The sequence below is a fragment of the Gordonia aichiensis genome (genome assembly GCF_039946255.1).
Classification (GTDB): domain Bacteria; phylum Actinomycetota; class Actinomycetes; order Mycobacteriales; family Mycobacteriaceae; genus Gordonia; species Gordonia aichiensis_A.
Genome location: NZ_JBCDWL010000002.1, coordinates 109,679 through 127,367, shown reverse-complemented (window position 1 = coordinate 127,367; position 17,689 = coordinate 109,679). Strand labels below are relative to the sequence as shown.

Sequence of the window (17,689 nt, the reverse complement as noted above, 5' to 3'; positions counted from 1 at the left end):
ACCTTAGGTGAGCGGACTCAACCGACCGGCATCGATGTGCTCACGCAGGCGGAACCGCTGCAGTTTGCCCATCGCATTGACCGGCAGGTCACCGGTGACGTACCAGGACGTCGGCGTCTTCTGCGGCGAGAGCCGCTCCCGCACGAAGGTGCGCAGGTCGTCGGCCGACGGCGCCGGTCGCTCGGGATCGAGCTGCAGCACGGCCGCAACCGTCTCGCCCCAAGCCGGATCCGGCAGCCCGACGATCGTCGCGTTCGCGATCGCCGGATGCTCGATGAGCGCCTCCTCCACCTCTCGCGGGTGAATGTTCTCTCCGCCTCGGATGATCAGATTCTTCAGTCGCCCGGTGACCGTGACGTATCCGCGGGCGTCCATGGTGCCGAGGTCGCCGGTGTGCACCCAGCCGTCGGCGTCGATGGTGCGGGCGGTCTCCTCCGGCAGACCGAGATATCCCTGCATCGCCTGGTAACCGCGAGCGCAGATCTCCCCTTCGACGCCGACCGGGGTGATCTGCGCGGTACCCGGCACGACGATGGCGACCTCGACATTGGGCAGCGGCCTGCCGGCGGTGCCGAGGTTGTCGGCCCGATCGTCGTCGGGGCTCGTCTGGCAGATGATCGGGCTCAGTTCCGTCTGCCCGTACACGGCGCTGGCCCGCACACCGTACCGCCTGGTCCAGCCGTCGATCAGCGCCGGCGGGACGGCGTCGCCGCCGGTCATGATCACTTCGAGCGAGGACAGATCCGTCTCAGCCGAGGCCGGATACGCGAGCATCGCATGCAGCATCGCAGGCACCCCGCCGAACGCCACGCCGCGGTACTCGGCGATCGCCGCGATCAGCGTCGCCGGGTCGAACAGTTCGCCCAGGACGAGGGTGGCTCGCTGGTGCACCGACCCCAGGCCCGCGAGCCCGCACCCGGCGGTGTGGAAGAGCGGGAGTGCGGTCACGTACGTGGCGCCGAACGGCGCGCCGCATCGCGCCCGGACGTAGGCCGCGTTGGTCACCATCGCCAGGTGACTGAGAACGGCGGGCTTGGCCGGCCCGGTGGTTCCCGAGGTGAACTGGATCTGAGTCGCAGATTCGGGATCGACGTCCGGGAGTGCGGAGCGCCTCGCCGTGGCCCGGACCTCGTCGAGCCATCCCTCGAGGGTGACCGACTCCCGGACCCCCGGTGCGCCCGGCAGCACCGCGTCGACCAGTCCCGCCATGTCGGTGCCGCGGAAACTACCGACGAAGAACACCGCGGTGGCGCCTGAACTGTTGAGGACATGAGCCAGCTCGGGGCCGCGGAGAGCGGGATTCGCCGTCACCAGAACCAGTCCGGCCAGTGCCGCACCGTACTGGAGGACGACCCACTCGGGTACGTTGGGCGCCCATACGACGACGGCCTCACCCGGTTCGAATCGGTCGAGCAGCCATGCGGCCGCGTGCTCGGCGTCGGAGAGCAGCTCCCGGTAGGTCCACGTGCGGGCGGCTCGATCGGGAGCCACCGAGATCAGTGCCTGTTTGTCGCCCTCCTCGGCAGCGGCCTCGCGCAGCAGTCCGCCGACGGTCTGGGCCAGCACCGGGACCGAAGTGTCGGCGGGCCAGTGGGAAGTGGTCAGAGCCATGTCGTCACTTCCGCCCGTCCGCGGCCCTGGCGTCGCGCTCGCGCCGCATCTGCTCGATCTCGTCGTCTGCTGGGACGTCGCCGCCGCCGTCCGGGATGAAACGGCCGGTGTCGCGCCATTGGACGGCCGCACCGAAGCCGTGCTCCTGAGCGAAGTCGACGAACCACCGCCCCTCCGGTGAGTGCCGAGTGATCCCGTCGAACAGCACCGCCATGTTCTGAGTGCTCTGCAGCCCCATGTTGTCGTAGGCCTGGTTGATCATCATCTTCTGCATGACGAGCTGGTTGATCGGGACGCCCGACATCCGCTGGACCAGCGCGTCGACGGCTTCGTCGAGCCGGTCGGCCGGGACGGCGTCGATGACCAGTCCCCAGTCCTTGGCCTGCGCGCCGTCGATCGTGTCGCCGGTCAGGAGCATGCGCTTGGCCTTCTCCGCCCCGAGTCGATACACCCACATGGCGGTGGTGGGGCAGCCCCAGATGCGGGCGGGCATGTACCCGATCTCGGCGTCCTCGGCCATCACGACGAGGTCGCAGGAGAGGGCGATGTCGCTTCCCCCGGCGACGGCGTAGCCGTGCACTTTCGCGATCGTCGGCTTCGCCGAGCGCCAGAGGGAGAAGAAGTTCTCGGTGTTCGCCTTCATCAGCCGGAAGTCTTGAATGGGATCCCAGACCTGCCCCTGATGGTCGACGCCGCCTTCGGCGTACAGCTTGAGGTCGTAGCCGGCGCAGAAGGCACGCCCGGCCCCCTGCAGAACGATGACCCGAACGGTGTCGTCGGCGTTTGCGGCCGCGACCGCCTCGGCGAGTTGCTCGCCCATCTCCGCGGTGATCGCGTTGAGCCGCTCCGGCCGGTTCAGCGTGAGGTAGGCGCAGTGTTCGCGCACTTCGTAATCGACGACGGTTCCCTGGAAAGACATCCGCGCTCCTTGTTCGCGTGGTGCCCCTCACGTTTTCACAGTCCGTCTGGACTGTCAATGATTTCGTCACAGGAGAGCGAACAGGGGCCGTCGGCTCGTACCGACGACCCCTGGTCACTGCCCGGACGCGATCACATCGCCGCAGATCCGCCGTCTACGGTGAGGTTCAGTCCCGTGACGAAGCGCGCCTCGTCGGAGGCGAGGAACAGGACCGCGTTCGAGACGTCGACGGGCTCGACCCAGGGAGCGGGCAGCGCGAGGAGGGTTCCCGAGGACTCGGCGAACTCCGCCTCGGTCGGCGCCTCCAAGTCCGGTCGGAACAGCTTGTACACCGCGTCGTTCTGGATCATGGTGGTGTTGCAGTTGGTCGGTGACACCACGTTGACCCGGATCGAGTGCGGGGCGAGTTCGAGCATCAAGGTCTTCATCAGACCGAGCACCGCATGCTTCGAAGCAACATAGTGACCGAAGTTGGCGAAGCCCTTCGACCCCGCATCCGAGGCGGTGAGCACCATCGCTCCGCCGCGACCGCCCGCCACCAGGTGCGGTACCGCAGCCTTGCACGTGTTGAAGACACCGGTGATGTTGACACCGAGCACATCGTCCCAGTCGGACCCCGCAGTGTTCTGCACGTCCGAGCCGAACTGGAAGATGCCTGCGTTGGCGCACACGATGTCGAGGCGGCCGAGGGCAGCCACGCCGGCGGTCAGCCCGTCGGCGAGTCCGTCGAAATCCCGAACGTCGGCGACGAAGGCGTGGACGTCGCCGCCTTCCGCACGAACCAGGCGCTCGGTCTCAGCAAGATCCTCCCTGGTCGCGGGCGGATAGAAGCGCTCGGTGTCGCCGACCGGACCGCAGACGTCCACTGCGATGATGTCGGCTCCCTCCTGCGCGAGACGCACCGCGTGACTGCGGCCCTGGCCTCGCGCGGCGCCGGTCACGAATGCCACCTTGCCTGCTACGCGTCCACTCATCTGAAGCTCCAATCAATGAAGGTGAGGACAACTCACCGCACCGTCGACGGCGTCGTACGGCGCAGGTGTTGTCGAGAAGGTCACGACCCGGCTCGCACCGGCGTCGGATGAAAGAGGCTCGACGTCAGTCGAGTTCGTACGTGTACGAGACCTTATGCATCTTCAACTCGATGAAGGTCTCCACGTGTTCGATGCCACCGACGGCGGGGATCCGTCGATGAAGCAGTTCGCCGAGATGATCGTTGTCGCGGCAGACGATCTGGGCGTACACGTCGGCCCCGCCGATGCACGACGAGACGTACGTGCACTCCTGCCAGGTGGTCAACTCCTCCACCACGCGGTCGTGGGCGCCGGGAGCCAGTCGCAGCAGGACGAACGCGAGGACGCTGTACCCGAGCCGAACCGGATCGGCGATCGCGATGATGTTGAGGATCCCGGCTTCCTGCATGCGGCCGACCCGGGTCCGGACGGTGCCCTCGGAGGTGCCGAGTTCCCGGCCGATCTGACGGTACGGGGCCCGACCGTCCTCCTGCAGCTTCGAGAGGATCCCCCGATCGATGTCGTCGAGGACGAGGGCGACGGCATCGTCGGCGTCTTCGGGAACCTCCCGGCCGTTCCGCTGCATCCGTCGCACCTGCCCATCATAGGCAGTTCCAGAATCGCTCACCGCAGGGCCACGCCGTCATGTCGCGCCGGTCAGACCGGCGCGATCACCGTCTCGTCGGGAACCAGGACGGCACGGCCCCGAACGCGGCCGTGATGCAGATCGTCCAGCGCCTTCTGGAAGTCGGAGAAGTGGTACTGCACGGTGTGCAGGTGAACACGGCCCTGCGCAGCGAGGGCCATCAACTCCACCAGATCGGTGTAGGTCCCCACCAGGTTCCCGATGAAGTTGATCTCCGTGCTGATCACGTCGATCGTCGGCACTCGCAGTTCACCGCCGTAGCCGATGACGTAGAAGTCGCCGGCACGCTTGAGCATCGCGATACCAGCCTCCACCGCGCCGCCCTCGCCGACGAAGTCGAGGACCGCTTCCGCACCGTCGCCGTCGGTCAGCTCCAGCACCCGGGCGGCCTCGGTGCCGTCGGCCACGACGGTCACATCCGCACCGATCTCTCGGGCCAGGTCCAGGGCCGCCTCAGACCGATCGACGACGATCAACCGAGCGGGCGAGAGCGCCTTCATCACCTGGACGCCGATGTGGCCGAGGCCGCCGGCACCGATGATCACCGCGGTGGATCCCGGACCGAGCGTGGCAGCGGCCTTACGCGCTGCGTGATAGGCGGTCAGCCCGGCATCGGCGAGTGCCGCCACATCGGCCGGCTCGAGCGAAGGATCGAGTTTGACGACGCTCCGGGCCGAAGTGCGCAGGTACTCGGCCATGCCGCCGTCGACGTCGATGCCGGGAAACTCCGAACACGTGCAGTGCACATCGTCGCCTCGCCGACACGCCGCACACAGCCCGCATGTGGCGAGCGGATGCAGAATGACCTTGTCACCGACCTCGACATTGGACACCGCGGAGCCGACCTCCACGACCGTCCCGGCATTCTCGTGACCGATCGTGTATGGCAGCGCGACCTCACTCTTGTTCTGCCATTGGCCCTCGATGATGTGGAGGTCGGTTCGGCAGACGCCGGCGCCTTCCACTCGGACGATCACATCGTGCGGTGCGGCGACCGACGGGCGCTCGACCTCGTCGAGTGACGGGTTGACGTCGTACTGGTGCACGCGGATTGCTTTCATTTTCTCCTCCTTGCCGGGACGAGGCCGTCCCGATCTGAATGACGCAGAGATGGTGTGGCGGTGGTGGCGGTCAGTCGCGAATTCGCCAGGCGATGTCCGCCTTGTCCTGGATTCGCTGGCGGTAGTACCAGAGGACGCAGGCGAACAGCAGGATCCCGATGCCGGTGATGGTCTCGGTGAGTCCGCCGTACCCAGTCAGGCCGGGGTTGGTGATTCCGATGACGATGGCGAAACAGTTGATCAGGAACAGCACCATCGCGATGTACACCCAGTGATCGCCCAACCGGACCGGGCGATGTGCGCGTGGCCGATCCCGTCGCAGCAGGACGAAGGCGCCCACCGCGAGGGTCACCGCGCTCAGGTACCCCAGGTTGCTCGCGAGCAGGATCGCGATCGGCTCACCGAGGATGATGAGCACCAGGACGTTGATGACCATGTCGGTCGTCAACGCGCGACCGGGCACTCCGAACCGGTTCAGTTCGCCGAGTTGCTTGATCGTCCCGCCGGACCGGGCGATCCCGCACAGCGAACGGCCGCCGTCCGCGGTGGCGGTCATCATCGCAATCACGAACGCCGCCATGATCGGGATCTCGCCCAGCCAGGAGTATGAGCCGAGGATCTTGTCGAATGCCAGGCCGATGTAGTTGACCGGGTTGTTGCCGATGACCGTCTCACCGAGCGCCCCGCACACGACGTAGGGAACCAGGATGTAGATCCCCAGGATCATCACCGCGGAACGACGCAGCGCGCGCGGCGCGTCGGTCGCGGGATTCTTGTACTCGGCCGAGAAGCTCGCGCACACTTCGGTGCCGTAGGTGGTCCACGCCGTGATGTAGAACCACACCACGATGACCTTCCAGTCCAGATGCTCTGTGGTTCCGCCCCACGAGACGCGGCTCATGTCGAAGTCGGCGTGCGGCGAGACGAAGGGGCCGATCACCAGCACGGCGAGTCCGAGCACGAGCAGGGCGCCGGTGATCCGTGCAACGCCGGCGGCGATCTTGACGCCGAAGTAGTTCAACGCCCACGCCGAGACGATGGCGCCGATCGCGATCAGGTAGGGAAGCTTGAGATCGTTGCCGATCGGTAGATGCAGGACCACGTCGTTGTCGGGGAAGAAGGCGTTCTCGATCAAGGTGCCGAGGACGACGCCCTCCACCGACAGCGACAGCGACCAACCCATCCAGTAGCCGAATGCGGCGATCGCTCCCAAGGGGGCGAAGTGCCGTTTCCAACCCTCGTACGCGTACACCGAGATGCCGCCCGAGCGATTGGGGAACATCGCCGCCAATTCGGCGAACAGGTTGTTCTGAAGCAGGGCGAAGGTGCATGCGACGGCCCAGATCGTGATGGCCGTCCATCCGCCGATGGCGCCGACCGTGTAGCCGAGGGTGAGGAACAGGCCGATCGGCATGTTCAGCGCGAAGACCATCCCGTCGCGCCAGGTGAGGCTGCGAACCATCTGAGGCTCGTCGCCGACGATCCGCTCCCCTGGTTCGGGCGGCATCGAAATGATCGTGTCGGGTTCCAGGACGGTCTCGATTCCGGGAGCGGAATCGGATCCGGATACTTCAGCTGCACTCATGAACTCCTCCAGAGTTGCTGAGATTGGGGGCGCGACGGTTGCAGGCTGCGGGAGTCGCGAGAAGTGAGGGACTGCCTCTTGTGTGGCCGGCGGGGTCAGCCGCGTGGGGCTGCGCCGGCGGAGAACTCGTGTACGACGTCGATCGGCGCATTGGACGCCACCCATCGACGGGCGTTCACCATGAGTTTCGGCTGACCGACGACGCACGCGCCGACGACGGCTTGGTCGACCGCGTAGATCGCGGCAAGGTCGTCGGGACCGTCGGAGATCAGGTGTGTGGAACCGGCGCCGGCGGTGTCGCCGACGATGTTGATCCGTCGCCCGAACTGGTCGGACCAGACATACCCTGCAGTGGTCACTGAACGACGCTCGGGCGACAGCAGATTGCCGGCGAGGACCCGCGCCTGATCGACGGCCGACGTCCAGTGCTCGTGTCGACGTCGCGTACCGGTGCCGTCGAGCCAGGCCGCGACGTCCCCGACCGCCCAGACGTCCGGCCCAGCGGCTCCGTGCGCGTCGCAGTGCACGCCGAGACCGCTGGTCACCACCTCGGATTCGGCCAGCCATTCGACATTGGGGATCGAGCCGACTCCGACGACCACCAGATCGGTATCGATGCGGGTGCCGTCATTGAGGATGACTGCACGGACCGCGCCGCCGCCTCCCGCTTCGTCGGATCCCTCGAGGAGCCGCACTCCGGATCCGCAGCGGATGTCGACGCCGTGGCTGCGTGCGATCTCAGTGAAGACCGGGGCGACGAGATCACCCAGGTTCCGCGACAACGGCATCGGCGCTGCTTCGATCAACGTGACCTCGACACCGAGACTGCGTGCCGACGAGGCGACTTCCATGCCGATGAAGCCGCCGCCGATGACGACGAGGCGCTCAGCGTCGTTCAGTCGCTCTCGCAGGTTCAGCGCATCGTCTGCCGTCCGCAGGGTCAGCACTCCCGACAGTTCGGGAAAAGGATTGCGAGCTCGGCCCCCGGTCGCGATCACCAGCTGTGCGTAACCGATGTCACCGCCGTCGGTGATCAATCGTCGCGCATCGACCTCGACGGACAGCGCGGTCTCACCGAGCCGCAGATCGATGCCCGAATCGGTGAACCACTCCGCATCGCGAAAGGCCGCCGCAGCGGGCTCGACCGCACCGGTGAGGACCCCCTTCGACAGTGGAGGTCGGTCGTACGGCAGGCGGCGCTCATCGCCGATCATGGTGATGGGGCCATCGAATCCGTTGGTGCGCAGCCCTTCCGCGACGCGCAGGCCGGCCAGCGAGGCCCCGGCGATGACAACTCCTCGGGTCATCCCTCCTCCAACCTCAGTGCACCGGCCGGGCATGAGGCGACCGCCTCGCGCACCGCGGCCAGACGATCGTCGGCGACGTCGATCCGGAGCAGGTGTACCTTGCCGGAGTCGTCGAGGTCGAAGAACTCCGGTTCAGCGACGACACAGTTGGCGTACCCCTCGCATTTCGTGAGGTCGGCGGAGACTCTCGCAGTCATCGTCGGCTCGCTCTCACGCGTGCAGCGCGTCGACGACGCCCTGCGTGAAGCTCTGCAGCGGGCTCTCGCTGTCGAGCATGAGCCGGCCCGCCGGGATCTTCCCCGAGTTGTACCCGATCTGCTGGATGTCGGTGGCCCGCTTGTCCTCGATCAGCGTGCGATCCCACATGTCGAGCCATTCCTTCACCACCACGGGGTCGGCACCGGGCTTGGCATACATGTCGACGAAGGCCCAGCACTTCTCCGGGGAGACCGGCTGAACGCTGCCGACGAATCCGACGTAGTCGTCGAGCGCGAAGAACGACGACGGGAAGGTGAAGGCGAAGCGGAACCCCTTGAGCCCGTCCGGACTCACCTCGGACGGCAGCCAGCGGATGGGCGCCTTGTGCCAGATGGTGTGGGCGTCGGAGTCGATCTCGTAGTCATCCGGCGAGGTCTGATAGGTCTTGCCGAAACTCGACTTGTGCAGGGTCGGGCAGTGGTAGCACTCGACTGCGTTCTCGGCCCACAGCTTCCAGTTGCAGTCCATGTCGTACTCGTAGCGCACCTGGAACTCGTAGCCTTGCAGGTCTTCGTTGATCGTGGCGGCACGGTCGGCGATTCCCGAGACGTATCCGGCGAGCGGGGCCGCACCGGGGTCCGGATTGACGAACACCCACTGGTCCCAGCGCTCCACTGCGACCGGTTCCAGCGAGATCGTCGAGCAGTCGAAGTTGCGCTCGCGATCTGATCGCGGTGCCGTGCGAAGCTGCCCGTCCAAGCCATACGTCCAGCCGTGATACGGGCACTGCAGCAAGGGCTTGTTGCCGTTCTCCTCGGCCAATGAGTGCAGCCGGTGGCGGCAGGCGTTGACGAAGGCGCGCAGTTCGCCGTCGCGACCGTGGGTCACGATGATCGGCACATTCCCCGCTCGGGTGACCGCGTAATCACCGGGCTTGGCGACTGCGGACTCGTGGCATGCGTAGCTCCACGACTTGGCGAAGATCTTCTCCTGTTCGAGGCGATAGATCTCGGGCGCGAAATAGTACGGCGCAGGCAGACCACCGCCGTCGTTCAGGGACGCGGTCAGCGGTTCGAGGCCGGGGATCTCGTAGCGCTGGTTGACGTCATCCATCGAAATGGTCATTCGACTGTTTCCCTTCAGATGCCTCAATGTGTGGTGGGCCTCACATCGACTGCACTCAATGATGGGCTTCATGCTACGCAATGTCAAGTGATACACCTTAGAAACTGAGGATCGCGTAGTTGATATTGCAGAGTGCTTCGCAATACACATTTCTGCTCCACAACGTGAACGCCGCATTCCACACGCCCTCGCCAGACCGACCCGAAAATGCGGACGTCCGCCCAGTTCAGTACTGAACTGGGCGGACGTCCGCTTCTGCTATGCGATGCCTGGGACGATCAGCCGGTGACCCTCAGCGCCCCCGACTGCTGCAGGATCCACGACAGCTCGAAGGCCGTCTCCTCCCACTGCTTGTACCGGCCCGAGACGCCGCCGTGCCCGGCCGACATCTCGGTCTTGAGCAGCACCGGGTTCTCCGAGGTGGTGCACTCCTGAAGTCGCGCAACCCATTTCGCCGCCTCGACGAACAAGACCCGGGTGTCGTGCAGGGAGTTCTCGGCGAGGATCGCCGGGTACGCCTGCTCCCGCACGTTCTCGTACGGGGTGTACGACTTCATGTACGCGTACACGTCCGGGTCGTGCAGCGGGTCGCCCCACTCGTCCCACTCGATCACCGTCAGCGGCAGCGACGGATCCAGGATCGAGTTGAGGGCGTCGACGAACGGGACGACGGCGAGGATGCCGTTGAACAGCTCCGGCGCCAGGTTCACCACCGCGCCCATCAGCAGACCGCCCGCGCTTCCGCCCTCCGCGACCAGGTGCTCGGGCGAGGTCCAACCGGTGTCGATCAGGTGGCGGGCCACGTCGACGAAGTCGGTGAAGGTGTTCTTCTTGGTGAGCGTCTTGCCGTTCTCGTACCAGAGCCGGCCCATCTCGCCGCCGCCGCGGATGTGCGCGAAGGCCATCACGACGCCGCGGTCGAGCAGCGACAGCCGCGAGACCGAGAAGCCCGGATCCAGGCACGACTCGTACGAGCCGTACCCGTACAGCAACATCGGCGCGGGCTCCGACCGGTCCAGATCGCGGCGAAACACCAGCGACACCGGCACTCGGGTGCCGTCGCCGGCCACCGCCCACTCGCGGACCGCCACGTAGTCGGCGGGCTCGTAGCCGCCGAGCACCGGCTGTCGGCGCAGCAGCGTGCGTTCCCCGGTGGCGACGTCCAGGTCGATGACCTCGGTCGGGTCGACGTAGCCGGCGTATCCGATCCGCAGCTTCGGCGTCTCCCACTCGGCATTGGCGCCGAGCCCGGCCGAGTACAGCTCCTGATCGAAGGTCACCTCGACGAAGTCGTCCGCCGCCGGGAGCCCGTCGATACGCCGCAGGTCGGCGATCGCCAACCGCGGCAGGGCCTCCGCCCGGTACGAGAGCACCAGGTAGTCGCGGAAGCAGTCGACGTCCTCCACCCGCCTGCCGGGTCGGTGCGCGATCAACGGCCGCCGTGCGGAGAAGTCGCCGACCGGCACCAGGTCGACGGCGAAGTCGATCGCCTTGCGACCGTCGACCTCGTCGTTGTGCACCACCACGAACCAGTCCGCGCCGTCGATCCGCGCGTGCTCGACCGAGTACTCCACGCCCTCGGTGCGGCCGGCGACGCTGACGAACTCGCCGGTCGGATCGTCGGCGCGCAGCACCAGCGCCTCGGAGGTCACCTTCGAGCCGGCGCCGATGACCAGGTACTCGTCGCTCTGCGTCGTGCCGATGCCGACCCAGTACCGCTCGTCGGGATCGTGGTAGACCTGCACGTCGGGGTCGGTCGAACCGACCTCGTGGCGCCAGACGGTGTCCGGACGCCAGGCGTCGTCGACCGTCGTGTAGAAGAGGTAGCGGGCGTCGAGCGACCAGGTGGCGCCGGCCGCGACGCCGCTGATGGTGTCGGGCAGCAGTTCCCCGGTCACCAGGTTCTTGATCCGCAGCGTGTACCGCTCGTCGCCGACCACGTCGACGCTGTAGGCGAGCCAGTCACCGTCGTGGCTCACCGACATCGCACCGAGGCTGAAGAAGTCGTGCCCCTCGGCTTCGGCGTTCGCGTCGAAGAAGACCTCCTCGCCCGGCAGCGGCACTCCGGGCTGCACGTGCGGCGGAGTCCAGTCGTCGGCGTCGACGATCGGGCTGCGGCACCGCGAACCGTACGCCAGCCCCTCGGTGGTGCGGGTGTAGTACCAGTACCGGCCGCTGCGCGTGGGGACGCTCATGTCCGTCTCCTGGACGCGCGACTTGATCTCGGCGAAGATCTCGTCGCGCAAGGGCGCCAGGTGCGCGGTCTCCTGCTCGACGAAGGCGTTCTGCCCCTCGAGGTACGCGATGACCTCGGGATCGTCCTTCGCGCGCAGCCACTCGTAGTCGTCGACGACGGTGTCGCCGTGGTGGATCCGCCGGGTCGGAACCTTCTTCGCAACCGGGGGCGTCACCCGATCAGCCATGACGGCCGTTCGCATCGTCGCTGAGCCGGTCGGGCCAGTCGGCGAAGCTGCGCCGCGAGATCCGCTCGTACGCCTCGATGTAGCGGGCCCGCGTGCGGTCGACGACGTCGGCGGGCAGCGCCGGCGGCTGCTGCTCGCTCTTGCGGTCCCAACCCGAGTCGGGGCCGGTGAGCCAGTTGCGGACGATCTGCTTGTCGAAGCTCGGCTGGACGCGGCCCGGCTCATAGGTCGCCGCATCCCAGTAACGGGACGAGTCGGGCGTGAGGACCTCGTCGGCAAGGACGAGCGAGCCGTCGGGCGCCTGCCCGAACTCGAACTTGGTGTCGGCCAGGATGATGCCGCGGTCGGCGGCGAGATCGGCGGCCCGGCCGTAGATGTCGAGGGTCGTCTCCCGCAGGCGCGTCGCCAGCTCCTCGCCGACGGTCGCGGCCACGTGCTCGAAGCTCACATTCTCGTCGTGATCGCCCATCGCGGCCTTGGTGGCCGGAGTGAAGATCGGTGCGGGCAGCTTGTCCGCCTCGCCGAGACCGGCAGGCAGCGCCACCCCGCAGACGGCGCCCGTCGCGGTGTAGTCGACGAGCCCGGACCCGGTCAGGTAGCCGCGGGCCACGCACTCCACCTGCACCATCGGCAGCTTCTTGACGACCATCGACCGGCCGACGAGGTCGGCGGGGATCCGCTCGTCGGTGGGCCCGCCGTCGAGGTGGTTGGGCACGCCGAGCTGCTCGAACCAGAAGAAGCTGGCGGCGGTCAGGATCCGCCCCTTGTCGGGGATGGCGGTGTCGAGGATGAAGTCGTACGCCGAGATGCGGTCGGAGGTGACCAGCAGCAGGGTGTCGTCGTCGATCTGGTAGATGTCGCGCACCTTGCCGGACGCGATGTGCCGATAGTCGGCGAGGGTCGGTCGCATGGCGGTCTCCTAAAGGATCGGTGCGGGCGTGTAGGCCGCGGCCTCGGGGTCGGCGTCGATCCAGACCGACGCGGCGGCGACCACCGCCGCCACCTGCGCCTCCGCGGCACCGACGAAGGCCGACTTGTCGGCGATCAACTCGTCGAGCTGCGTGCGGTCGAGCGGGATGCGCTCGTCGGCGGCCAGCCGATCGAGCAGATCCGGTTCGCGGCCCTCCTCGCGCATCGCCAGCGCGACGGCCACGGCGTTCTCCTTGATCGCCTCGTGCGCGGTCTCGCGGCCGACGCCGGCGCGCACCGACGCCATCAGCACCTTGGTGGTCGCCAGGAAGGGCAGGTAGCGGTCGAGCTCGTTGGCGATGACGGCCGGGTAGGCGCCGAACTCGGCGAGGACGGTCAGGAAGGTCTCCATCAGTCCGTCGATCGCGAAGAAGGCGTCCGGCAGAGCGACGCGGCGCACCACCGAGCAGAAGACGTCGCCCTCGTTCCACTGCGCGCCGGCGAGCTCGCCGGTCATCGACGCGTAGCCGCGCAGGATCACCGCGAGACCGTTGACGCGCTCGCAGCTGCGGGTGTTCATCTTGTGCGGCATGGCCGAGCTGCCGACCTGTCCGGGCTGGAAGCCCTCGGTGACCAGTTCGTGGCCGGCCATCAGGCGGATCGTGGTGGCCAACGACGACGGTCCCGCAGCCAGCTGCACCAGGGCGGAGACGACGTCGAAGTCGAGCGAGCGCGGGTACACCTGGCCCACCGAGGTGAAGGCGTTGGCGAACCCGAGGTGGGCGGCGACCTTGTCTTCGAGGGTCGCCAGCTTGTCGGCGTCGCCGTCGAGGAGGTCGAGCATGTCCTGGCTGGTGCCCATCGGGCCCTTGATGCCGCGCAGCGGGTAGCGCGCGGTCAGTTCGTCGAGGCGGGTCAGCGCCAGCATCAGCTCGTCTGCGGCCGAGGCGAACCGCTTGCCGAGGGTGGTGGCCTGCGCGGCGACGTTGTGACTGCGGCCGGCCATCACGACGGACCCGTACTGGGCGGCGCGCTCGGTGACCCGCGCCAGCGTCGCGATGCCGTGTGCACGGACGTGATTCAGCGACTGCAGGACCTGCAGCTGCTCGACGTTCTCGGTGAGATCGCGGCTGGTCATGCCCTTGTGGATCTGCTCGTGACCGGCGAGGGCGTTGAACTCCTCGATGCGCGCCTTGACGTCGTGCCGGGTGACGCGCTCGCGGTCGGCGATCGAGTCGAGGTCGATGTCGTCGACCACGCGCTCGTAGTCGGCGATCGCCTCGGCGGGCACCGCGATGCCGAGTTCACTCTGCGCTTTGAGGACCGCGATCCAGAGCCTGCGCTCCAGGGCGATCTTGTTGCTCGGAGACCAGATCTGCGACAGATCCGCGGATGCGTAGCGATTGGCCAGGACGTTGCTGATAGCCGGTTTACCCACGCCTGTGAAGTGTAGTGCCCACCGCCGACTCCAGCGAAAAGGATGATGCACGACAGATACCCCCTGGGGTATAGTGAATGCGTAAGCCAACCCCGAGGAGGAACCCGATGCAGGGCGACAAGGATTCGACGACGGCCGTGCTGAACCGCCTGCGCCGCGCGCAGGGGCAACTCGGCGGCGTCATCACGATGATCGAAGACGGCCGTGACTGCAAAGACATCGTGACCCAGCTGGCCGCGGTCTCGCGTGCCCTCGACCGCGCCGGGTTCAAGATCATCGCCACCAATCTGCGCGAATGCCTCACCGACCCGGGCGAATCCGGGCCCGACATGGAGACGCTCGAGAAGCTGTTCCTGACCCTCGCCTGAGACCCGCCAGTTCCGCCCACCGGGATTCGACCCGAGAGCAAGATCCAAGAGACAGGAGCCGTCATGAACCTCGCCATCGCCACCACCGTCGACGCGCCGCTCGACGAAGCCGTCGCCCGCACCAAGGAGGCCCTCGCCGCGCAGGGCTTCGGCGTTCTCACCGAGATCGACATGGCGGCCACCCTCAAGACCAAGATCGGCGCCGAGATGGAGGGCTACGTGATCCTCGGCGCCTGCAATCCCCCGCTGGCGCACCGCGCGGTGACCGCCGAACGACAGATCGGCCTGCTGCTGCCCTGCAACGTCGTCGTGCGCAGCGACGCCGACGATCCCGGGCGCAGCATCGTCGAGGCGATGAACCCGGGACTGATGGTCGACGTCGTCGACAATCCGGAACTCAAGTCCGTCGCCGACGAGGCCACCGACAAGCTGACCGCCGCGGTCACCTCACTGACCGCCGACGCCTGATCCCCCGATCCCCCGATCCCCAACCGAAGGAATCTCGACTATGTGCTTTCCCGTCTCATGCAACACGTGCGGCAAGGTCACCTGGGACGGCTGCGGCGAGCACGTCGCGGACGTGATGCGCCCGGTGCCGGCCGAGCAGCGGTGCACCTGCCCCGATCCGCGCCTGACCACGCACTGACCGTCCCACGAACGGTCCCACGAACGGTCGCTGCGGGGCGCCCGGCCGGATCGAGCCGGTAGACTTCGGTCCGAAATGTCTTCGTACCGTCATCGCCTCCCATTCGCCGCGACGTCCGCCGATCTTCCGGTGGCGTCGCGGCGACTGCTGTCGCGCCGGGCGATGCTCGGCGGCCTCGCGGGACTGGCCGCACTCGGCGGCGTCACCGCGTGCGGCGGCGCCGAGGCGCTGTCGCCGAAGGAAGCCGCCAACATCGGCGGCGACGACCGACTGCCGACCGAGACCGCTCCCCCGCAGATCCCGACCGACCCGCCGCTGATCAGCGGCAGCTTCGTGTCGGCGAAGATGGCCGGGCGCGAGACCCGGTGGGCGCTCACCCGCCCGAGCGGAGTGACCGGCGAACTGCCGGTCCTGATCGTCGCGCATGCGCTGAACACCAACGAGCGCAGCATCTTCGGCCAGGCGCTCAACATCCAGGGCGTGGTCCAGCAATACGTGAACGCGGGGAATCCGCCGTTCGCGGTGGCCAGCGTCGACGTCGGACGCAACTACTTCCATGCGCGCACCGACGGCGCCGACGGCGCGGCGATGATCATCGACGAGTTCATCCCCATGCTCGACACCAGTCCGGAGCTGAACCTGCGGACCGACCGCATCGGCCTCTACGGCTGGTCGATGGGCGGCTACGGCGCGCTGCGCCTGGGAGCGCTGATCGGAGCTCCGCGCGTGGCGGCGATCGCGGTGAGTTCGCCGGCGATGTGGGGCGATCCCAACAACTTCCCGCCGCGTGCCTTCGACTCGTACGCCGACTACGCGACCAACTCGCTGTTCGGTCAACAACACGCGTTCAGCAAGATTCCGCTGATGATCTCGATCGGCATGGCCGACCAGTTCTATACCTACACCCGGCAGTGGGCGGCCGATCTGCACCCGCCCGCCGCCTTCTCCACCACCCCGGGCGGGCACACCAATCGCTTCTGGCGTTCCGTGCTGCCCGACCAGGTGGAGTTCCTCGGCCGCAACCTGGCGCGCTGACCCCGCGCCGCGGACCACGGATCGGACACGCCGACCACGACGTGAGACGGCGGCGCCCCGGTTCCGCAGGTGGTGCGCCGCCGTCTGTGCGGGACACTAGTGTCCTGCACTAGGACACTAAAGGTGGATGGCGCCGTCTTCGGCGGCCTTGCCGATGTCGGTGCGGAAGTGGGAGCCGGTCAGCTTCACCTGCGCGAGACGCTCGTACGCCTGGGCTCGCGCAGCCGTCAGGTCGGCGCCGCGGCCGACCACCGACAGCACCCGCCCACCGGCGGAGACGACCTCGCCGCGATCGTTGACCGCGGTGCCGGCGTGCAGGACACCGTCGGCGCCGGCCCCGGTGATCGGATCGCCGATGCGGGGGCGGCCGGGATAGTTCTCAGCGGCCAGGACCACGACGACGGCCGCACCGTCGTGCCACCGCAGCGGGGGCAGTTCGGCGAGAGTTCCGCGGGCGGTGGCCGCCAACGCCTCGCCGAGCGGCGATTCCAGTAGTTCCAGCACGCCTTGCGTCTCGGGATCGCCGAAGCGGCAGTTGAACTCGACGACGGCGGGGCCTTCGGCGTCGATCGCCAGGCCGGCGTAGAGCAGCCCGGTGAAGGGCGTGCCCCGCTTGACCAGTTCGGCGGCGACCGGCTTGCACACCTCGTCGACGATGCGGTCGACCATCGACTGCGGCAGCCACGGCAGCGGCGTGTACGCGCCCATTCCGCCGGTGTTGGGGCCCTTGTCGCCGTCGCCGACGCGCTTGTGGTCCTGGGCGGGAAGCAAGGGCACCACCGTCTCGCCATCCACCAGGCAGAACAGCGACACCTCGGGTCCGTCGAGGAAGCTCTCGAGCAGCACCGGGTGCCCGTTCTCCAGGCAGTCCGCGGCGTGGGCGCGAGCCGCGGCGCGATCGGCGGTCACCACGACGCCCTTGCCCGCGGCGAGGCCGTCGTCCTTGACCACCCAGGTGGGGCCGAAGCGATCCAGCGCGGCATCGAGTTCGGCCGGATTGTCGACGATCTCGGCGCGCGCGGTCCGCACTCCGGCGGCCGCCATGACGTCCTTCGCGAAAGCCTTGGAGCCCTCGATCTGCGCAGCCTGCGCGCTCGGCCCGAAGGTGTCGATTCCCGCGGCGCGCAGCGCGTCGGCCACCCCGAGCACCAGTGGCACCTCCGGACCGATGACCACCAGGTCGGCGGCGATCTGCCGAGCCAGCGCGACCACCGCGTCGGCCGATGCCACGTCGACCGCGTGGTTGGTCGCCAGCGCCGCGGTACCGGCATTACCCGGTGCCGCATGCAGTTCCGTCACCGCCGGATCGCGGTCCAGTCCAAGGAGCAGGGCATGTTCGCGGCCGCCCGAGCCGATCACCAGTACGCGCACGATTTCAGGGTAGTGGTTGACTGCGCGTTCAGCG

The 17,689-nt window shown here is 67.7% G+C and carries 17 protein-coding genes; 4 read left to right on the top strand and 13 right to left on the bottom strand.

The features are described 5' to 3' along the window. Nucleotides 1-3: 3 nt before the first annotated feature. From AAFO60_RS03490 to purB, 12 genes are all read right to left on the bottom strand, one after another. The gene (locus AAFO60_RS03490; RefSeq protein ID WP_347954776.1) at nucleotides 4-1,611 is read right to left on the bottom strand and encodes a class I adenylate-forming enzyme family protein; all 1,608 of its coding nucleotides are present in this window, start codon (nucleotides 1,609-1,611) and stop codon (nucleotides 4-6) included. 4 nt (nucleotides 1,612-1,615) lie between these two features. Beyond that, nucleotides 1,616-2,530: a crotonase/enoyl-CoA hydratase family protein gene (locus tag AAFO60_RS03485; RefSeq protein ID WP_347954775.1), complete on the bottom strand. Its 915-nt coding sequence runs from the start codon at nucleotides 2,528-2,530 to the stop codon at nucleotides 1,616-1,618. Nucleotides 2,531-2,661: 131 nt separating this feature from the next. Continuing rightward, a complete protein-coding gene (locus AAFO60_RS03480; RefSeq protein ID WP_347954774.1) occupies nucleotides 2,662-3,504 on the bottom strand; it encodes a mycofactocin-coupled SDR family oxidoreductase in 843 nt (280 codons plus the stop codon). 124 nt (nucleotides 3,505-3,628) lie between these two features. After that, nucleotides 3,629-4,129 carry an Lrp/AsnC family transcriptional regulator gene (locus AAFO60_RS03475; RefSeq protein ID WP_347955070.1) on the bottom strand — a complete coding sequence of 167 codons (501 nt, stop codon included), beginning with the start codon at nucleotides 4,127-4,129 and terminating at the stop codon, nucleotides 3,629-3,631. A gap of 71 nt (nucleotides 4,130-4,200) precedes the next feature. After that, a complete protein-coding gene (locus AAFO60_RS03470; RefSeq protein ID WP_347954773.1) occupies nucleotides 4,201-5,250 on the bottom strand; it encodes an NAD(P)-dependent alcohol dehydrogenase in 1,050 nt (349 codons plus the stop codon). A gap of 70 nt (nucleotides 5,251-5,320) precedes the next feature. Then, on the bottom strand, nucleotides 5,321-6,835 hold the full coding sequence (locus tag AAFO60_RS03465; protein WP_347954772.1) for an APC family permease: 1,515 nt from the start codon (nucleotides 6,833-6,835) through the stop codon (nucleotides 5,321-5,323). Nucleotides 6,836-6,930: 95 nt separating this feature from the next. After that, a complete protein-coding gene (locus AAFO60_RS03460; RefSeq protein ID WP_347954771.1) occupies nucleotides 6,931-8,142 on the bottom strand; it encodes an NAD(P)/FAD-dependent oxidoreductase in 1,212 nt (403 codons plus the stop codon). Further along, nucleotides 8,139-8,339, bottom strand: a complete 201-nt coding sequence (locus AAFO60_RS03455) for a ferredoxin (protein ID WP_347954770.1) — start codon at nucleotides 8,337-8,339, stop codon at nucleotides 8,139-8,141. Before AAFO60_RS03455 ends, AAFO60_RS03460 begins: the two co-directional genes overlap by 4 nt. 13 nt (nucleotides 8,340-8,352) lie before the next feature. Next, nucleotides 8,353-9,465, bottom strand: a complete 1,113-nt coding sequence (locus AAFO60_RS03450) for an aromatic ring-hydroxylating oxygenase subunit alpha (protein WP_347954769.1) — start codon at nucleotides 9,463-9,465, stop codon at nucleotides 8,353-8,355. 278 nt (nucleotides 9,466-9,743) lie between these two features. Then, complete coding sequence (locus AAFO60_RS03445; RefSeq protein WP_347954768.1) at nucleotides 9,744-11,888, bottom strand: S9 family peptidase; 2,145 nt, start codon at nucleotides 11,886-11,888, stop codon at nucleotides 9,744-9,746. Beyond that, nucleotides 11,881-12,798: a phosphoribosylaminoimidazolesuccinocarboxamide synthase gene (locus AAFO60_RS03440; protein WP_347954767.1), complete on the bottom strand. Its 918-nt coding sequence runs from the start codon at nucleotides 12,796-12,798 to the stop codon at nucleotides 11,881-11,883. Before AAFO60_RS03440 ends, AAFO60_RS03445 begins: the two co-directional genes overlap by 8 nt. A 9-nt stretch (nucleotides 12,799-12,807) precedes the next feature. After that, complete coding sequence (gene purB / locus AAFO60_RS03435) at nucleotides 12,808-14,235, bottom strand: adenylosuccinate lyase (RefSeq protein ID WP_347954766.1); 1,428 nt, start codon at nucleotides 14,233-14,235, stop codon at nucleotides 12,808-12,810. A gap of 107 nt (nucleotides 14,236-14,342) precedes the next feature. On the opposite strand from purB, the gene AAFO60_RS03430 reads away from it, so the two are divergent. From AAFO60_RS03430 to AAFO60_RS03415, 4 genes are all read left to right on the top strand, one after another. Further along, nucleotides 14,343-14,603, top strand: coding sequence for a metal-sensitive transcriptional regulator (locus AAFO60_RS03430; RefSeq protein ID WP_347954765.1), 261 nt, complete (start codon nucleotides 14,343-14,345; stop codon nucleotides 14,601-14,603). Nucleotides 14,604-14,666: 63 nt separating this feature from the next. Beyond that, complete coding sequence (locus AAFO60_RS03425; protein WP_347954764.1) at nucleotides 14,667-15,071, top strand: DUF302 domain-containing protein; 405 nt, start codon at nucleotides 14,667-14,669, stop codon at nucleotides 15,069-15,071. 40 nt (nucleotides 15,072-15,111) lie between these two features. Further along, nucleotides 15,112-15,249: a hypothetical protein gene (locus AAFO60_RS03420; protein WP_347954763.1), complete on the top strand. Its 138-nt coding sequence runs from the start codon at nucleotides 15,112-15,114 to the stop codon at nucleotides 15,247-15,249. Between the two features lie 75 nt (nucleotides 15,250-15,324). Further along, the gene (locus AAFO60_RS03415; protein ID WP_424326619.1) at nucleotides 15,325-16,284 is read left to right on the top strand and encodes an alpha/beta hydrolase-fold protein; all 960 of its coding nucleotides are present in this window, start codon (nucleotides 15,325-15,327) and stop codon (nucleotides 16,282-16,284) included. A gap of 117 nt (nucleotides 16,285-16,401) precedes the next feature. Here AAFO60_RS03415 and purD read toward each other — a convergent pair whose 3' ends face one another. Then, nucleotides 16,402-17,655 carry a phosphoribosylamine--glycine ligase gene (gene purD / locus AAFO60_RS03410; protein ID WP_347954762.1) on the bottom strand — a complete coding sequence of 418 codons (1,254 nt, stop codon included), beginning with the start codon at nucleotides 17,653-17,655 and terminating at the stop codon, nucleotides 16,402-16,404. Nucleotides 17,656-17,689: the final 34 nt, after the last annotated feature.